Raw genomic sequence first — 5,086 nt, forward strand, 5'->3', positions numbered from 1 at the left:
CTAGCAAAACTGTAACTAAATTTTGATAACCTTGACTCGTTGCTAAACTCAAGGCTGTATCATGGTCTTTATCCACTACATTAACATCAGCTCCAGCAGCAATTAAGTGCTTGGCCACTGCAATATAACCATTCATTGAAGCAACCATTAGTGGGGAACTACCTTCATCATTTTTGGCATTGACATCAGCACCCCTACTTAGCAAAAGTTCTACTATATCCGCCCGTCCATGAGCTGCAGCTAACATTAAAGCTGTTGCCCCAAACTTTTTTCTTATATAGTTGACATCAGCACCTTTATCTAGTAGGGCAGAGGCGATTTGACTGTAGCCCTTTTCTGCGGCCACCATTAAAGCTGTTGTACCATCTAGAGCTTGAGCATTAGCATCAATATTTTGAGCCAGCAAGGTACATACTTGAGCAAAATTAGCATTTTTAACAGCCTGGACTAAGAAAATTTCTTCTTTTTGCGAAGCCATACCGACAACCATAATCTACGTTTTTAAGATCACATAAGATTAACTTGCTGTTATGCTAACTTTTATGAAGTTTTTTTACTAATTCTAGAGAGAAGATTAATTATGGATCTGCCAATTCCAGAATCTATTAAACCATGGCTCAATTTTTTTCATCCCGCCATCATGTGGATACTATTGGCCTTAACAATTTACGCTTTATATCTCGGCATTAAAGTTCGTAATAGTAGAACTGCTACAGATACAGAAAAGAAAAAAGAATTTGCTAAATTTAAAATCAAACATCACCAAGTGGGCTCCTTTCTCTTAGCTTTTATGGTTTTAGGGTCTCTTGGTGGAATGGCCGTCACTTACATCAATAATGGAAAATTATTCTTTGGCCCTCATCTCTTAGCCGGGTTAGGTATGACAGGAGCGATCGCTATCTCTGCGTCTTTAACTCCTTTTATGCAGAAAGGCCAAGATTGGGCTCGCTACAGTCATATTGTTCTTAACGTTTCAATTCTTGGTCTTTTTAGTTGGCAAGCGGTAACGGGAGTCCAAATTCTGTTAAGGATTATTAGTAAGATTTGACTTCTCTCTCGGTTAAAACACGAGAGATTCTAAGGGGATGTTGCAAATCTGGTTAAAACCACGATTATCCACGTTTCACACTTAGCTGTCACCGACAATGAGTCGGTGGTGGCAGTCAATAACCACCTAGACGCTCTAACATACTGACGATTAATGCCATATGCTTTGCGCTTACTTTTCATTATTCATTCTTTCAGAGTGGTTTTACTCAAGGAGCGAGCTATAAATCCCTATCTTTACTGCCTGCTTGTCTGTTGCCTTGTTCTTGGTAGCAACATTAAGTCTTACTAGTTTCCTGACGACGGGAACTTCACCCCTACAAGCATTGGTTCATCGGGACAAACCTTGTTCTTACTCCTGTAAATATATTGTCTCATATTTTGGTATGCAGGAGATTAAAATCTTCAACTTGTTTTCATCCATTGGCTGAAGCCTGATTGCTTTCAACTGCCAAATTCAAGGCAAAAGATTGGAATCAATCAGGGGATTAAATTTTTCCCTGATTTTCAAGTTCCATATCTCTACTTGCCTTTCCTTTGTTTAGGAAATGGTAAATTATGAGTGGTATGAAAATCTATTTGAGTTTTGTGACTCAAACATCTAGATACTTGTTGTACTACTTTAAGTAATAAACTATCGCCAGTTTTTTGGATCAAACTAGGGGACATTTTCCGAATAAACTGGGGAAATTTTACACCTACGGTCAAATCCAAATCCCATTTTGCACCAGTCATTACAGGAGGTAGTCCTAACTTTTGAATCTCCTTGTGAGTAAAAAACTTTTCTGTGGGTAACTCTATCAACTTCATTTCTGATTGAAAGTTTACTTGATATCTGGAAGGTGTATAATTAGGCACTGGAACATCTCTGATTTTATATATTCCTGCGGAGTCTGGTGGCACTAATTCTAGACCTACTCTAGCTTCAACTTGGTATCCAAAAGAACCAAATTTTCCGATCAACAAATCATAGCCATTTTCTCCAAGAGGCTCAACTTTCATCGGATGGGCGCATTGACAAAACCAACTCCGATGAGATGCAAAGTGCTTTGCTACAGTATCTACATCTGCATATAATTTCATGCAGTCATTGTATTTTGTTCTAAACCAAGTAGTTGAGCTAGTGTCTGAGAGGTCTGTTTTTGCTGAACTGGCATAGAAATCACTAACCAAGTTTTTGTCCATCTCTAAAGTTTGATGTCCTGCAAAGTTGTGATGCATGATTCACTCTCCCGTGTATATATGTATACACTATATCCAATATTTTGAGGATTTCCAAATTCCTATCTAGTTTATACAAAGAATTTATATTTGTAGCGGAGAACAGGGAAAAGTGGGAAAAACATTTCCTCTGATATTAGATCGTCATCAGTCTATTTCGACACCCTGCCTGTCTATTGGTATATCTTTGACATTAGAGAGTTAGTAATTGAAAATTGAAGAAGGAGTCAGAAAACAAATTTAAGTTCGTTGGAGATATTCTTGTGCGTCTGTAATTCGTAGATACTTTGACTGCCGGATGTAAATGCATATAGAGGCACAGAGCTATCCAAATACTCTGTCTATAAATTTTCTTCTGACTTGCCCTCAAAAACTGTTAAAACTTAGAACTTTTTTATATATAAATTGAAAAATGAAAGTATTCGTTGCTGGAGCTACTGGCCAAACAGGTCGTCGGATTGTACAAGAGTTAGTAAGGCAAGATATTTCTGTAAAGGCTCTAGTTCGTGACTTAGAAACAGCTAAAGAAATTTTGCCTCCAGAAGCAGAGTTGGTAATGGGGGATGTCCTGAATTCTCAAGGTCTCTACACTGCGATTGAAGATAGCACAGTATTGTTATGTGCTACGGGTGCTAAACCTAGTTTTGACTTTACTGGCCCATATAAAGTGGATTATGTGGGAACTAAAAATTTAGTGGATGTTGCTAAACAGAAGGGTATTGAACGTTTTATTTTAGTTTCATCCTTATGTGTGTCTAAATTTTTTCATCCCCTAAATTTGTTTTGGCTAATTTTGTTCTGGAAGAAACAAGCTGAAGGATATATTCAGACAAGTGGTCTTAATTATACTATTGTTCGCCCTGGTGGTTTGAAAAATGATGATAATCAATTTCCTATTGTTATGGAATCTGCTGATCGCTTATTTGAGGGTAGTATTCCTCGAACTAAAGTAGCACAAGTTTCTGTGGAGGCAATATTTCAACCAGCAGCTTGTAATAAAATTGTGGAAATTGTTACTCAGGCAGAAGCACCAGAAAAATCTTGGGAAGAGCTATTTAACAATTAATAATTAACAATTAATAATTAATAATTACCTCTCCTTGAAAACGGATAGGATTGACTAAAAGGAAATTTTTTCTTTTTTCTCCTTTAAAGGAGAGGCTTTAAACCTTAATTCTTTGGTAAAAGCAATTGAAAAATTGAGAGAGAACTCAAATTTACTGGCAAGGTACAGTCCTTAAACCTTAGAAGGAATTATTCATTAAGTAATAAGTCAAGATGATTTTTAAGTTATGGCACAGCACATTTTATAATTATTTCAATACAGTAATTGTTGTCAAAAAAAATCAGCTATTGTACTTAAAAATAAAGAGGGGGAGCGCGACTTTTTAATAATTAGGTTAAACTAGAGGTTGATTAGGAAACTTTACTACATTAAATTCACTGTAGAAAGCTGCCTAAAAAATGTTTATAGTGCTTTTCACAAAGGTAGAATACAGTAAAAATTATAGATATATCTAAAGTTTAATAAGTTGCAGAAATAGTTGTGTTCTATGAAACATGAAAACTCCTATAAAAATCACTCCTTGATTATTTAGATGCATCCGGTTAAAGTTCAAATTATCAGAACAAAAAAATCAACGCCTTCTCATGCTCGTTTTATGCTGTTCAAACGCTTAATTTTTATATTTATAGTTGTCATCTCTTTTGTTTCTTTTTTCCGAAATTTTAAGGGCAACTTAAATATAGGTAAACAGGAAATAATTAAATTAATTTCCCCTAATAAATATAATTACAATAATGGCAAAAAATGGCCTCAGCTAGCAATGAAAGGTGGAGACCCTTATATTCGTGCATTAATGCGAACTATTTCAGCTAGCGAATCTAATTATCTTCGACCTTATCATGTTGTTTATACAGGTAAAAATGTATCTAATCTGAGCAAACATCCAGACTGGTGTATTACTATAGTTTCTGGTCCGAATAAAGGAAATTGTACCACTGCAGCTGGACGATATCAAATGTTAACAAGTACTTGGTATCTCATGGCAAAACGTTATCATCCACAACGTGGTAGGTTTATGTTTTGGGAATCTTACAGTTTTGAGCCAAAATATCAAGATGCTGTTGTACATGGTTGGTTAAGCGATCGCAAATATTGGAAAGCAGATATTCCTGGGTTATTAAGAAGGGGAAAATTAGACCGAGTTTTGCGGTTATTATCTGGAACATGGACGAGTTTAGGATATGGAATTGAAACTAATTCTATGAGTAAGAATTTACCAAGAGTATATCGGGAAGTTTTGGAGAATGAATTAAGTCTTTTAGGGGATAATTTTTATCAAAAAAAGGAGAAATCTTTGATAGTTGAGTACTTTCCTAAAGATGTTGACAATGGAGTAGTTGAAAAAGCTTTAAGAACTTTAGATTATCAGTTAATACTTCAACCAACTGTAGTAGCAGATATGCCTAGTAATTCAATTTGGTTTGGTTCAGCAGTCAGTATAAAAGAAGTTAAGTTAGTAGCAGAAAAATTAATTAGTTCAGGTGTGAATATTAAAGCTATTCGACCTTTTAATAAAAAAGTAGAATTCTCTGATTTATTGATTCGAGTAGGAGCTGACCCAGAGGTAAAAAATAGACTGTCTTTAACATTAGAGGAAGTTCGGGAAAAATCTAGTTTTACTAGAAATGATTAATTCAAAAATTAATAATTGTCAACATTTGCTCCGGAATGCTGCACAAACAGCCGTCATTTCAGTTATCAGTTATAGCGCTGTGCGCAGCTCATTTGGCAGTAGGCAATAGCGGTCAGACC

At 35.6% G+C, this 5,086-nt stretch carries 5 protein-coding genes; 3 read left to right on the plus strand and 2 right to left on the minus strand.

Annotated features, from left to right (window positions below):
- The coding region (locus AC3DU7_RS21185) for an ankyrin repeat domain-containing protein (RefSeq protein ID WP_488041283.1) at positions 1–490 on the minus strand (490 nt) is incomplete at its 3' end.
- Between the two features lie 90 nt (positions 491–580).
- On the opposite strand from AC3DU7_RS21185, the gene AC3DU7_RS21190 reads away from it, so the two are divergent.
- Positions 581–1,048, plus strand: a complete 468-nt coding sequence (locus AC3DU7_RS21190) for a DUF4079 domain-containing protein (RefSeq protein ID WP_488041284.1) — start codon at positions 581–583, stop codon at positions 1,046–1,048.
- A 521-nt stretch (positions 1,049–1,569) separates the two neighbouring features.
- Here AC3DU7_RS21190 and AC3DU7_RS21195 read toward each other — a convergent pair.
- Positions 1,570–2,268 (minus strand): DUF1997 domain-containing protein, encoded by a 699-nt coding sequence (locus AC3DU7_RS21195; protein WP_488041285.1) that lies wholly within the window; start codon positions 2,266–2,268, stop codon positions 1,570–1,572.
- Positions 2,269–2,680: 412 nt separating this feature from the next.
- Between AC3DU7_RS21195 and AC3DU7_RS21200 the strand changes: the two genes are divergently transcribed.
- Entirely contained in the window at positions 2,681–3,334 is a 654-nt protein-coding gene (locus AC3DU7_RS21200; protein ID WP_488041286.1) for an NAD(P)H-binding protein, read from the plus strand.
- Between the two features lie 532 nt (positions 3,335–3,866).
- Complete coding sequence (locus AC3DU7_RS21205) at positions 3,867–4,967, plus strand: glycoside hydrolase family 24 protein (protein ID WP_488041287.1); 1,101 nt, start codon at positions 3,867–3,869, stop codon at positions 4,965–4,967.
- Positions 4,968–5,086: the final 119 nt, after the last annotated feature.

The organism is Okeania sp. (assembly GCF_983059655.1).

What these genes read in the sequence shown, in the direction of transcription:
- AC3DU7_RS21190 (WP_488041284.1), top strand. Translation starts at nt 581, where the DNA reads ATGGATCTGCCAATTCCAGAATCTATTAAACCATGGCTCAATTTTTTT.
- AC3DU7_RS21195 (WP_488041285.1), bottom strand. Translation starts at nt 2,268, where the DNA reads ATGCATCACAACTTTGCAGGACATCAAACTTTAGAGATGGACAAAAAC.
- AC3DU7_RS21200 (WP_488041286.1), top strand. Translation starts at nt 2,681, where the DNA reads ATGAAAGTATTCGTTGCTGGAGCTACTGGCCAAACAGGTCGTCGGATT.
- AC3DU7_RS21205 (WP_488041287.1), top strand. Translation starts at nt 3,867, where the DNA reads ATGCATCCGGTTAAAGTTCAAATTATCAGAACAAAAAAATCAACGCCT.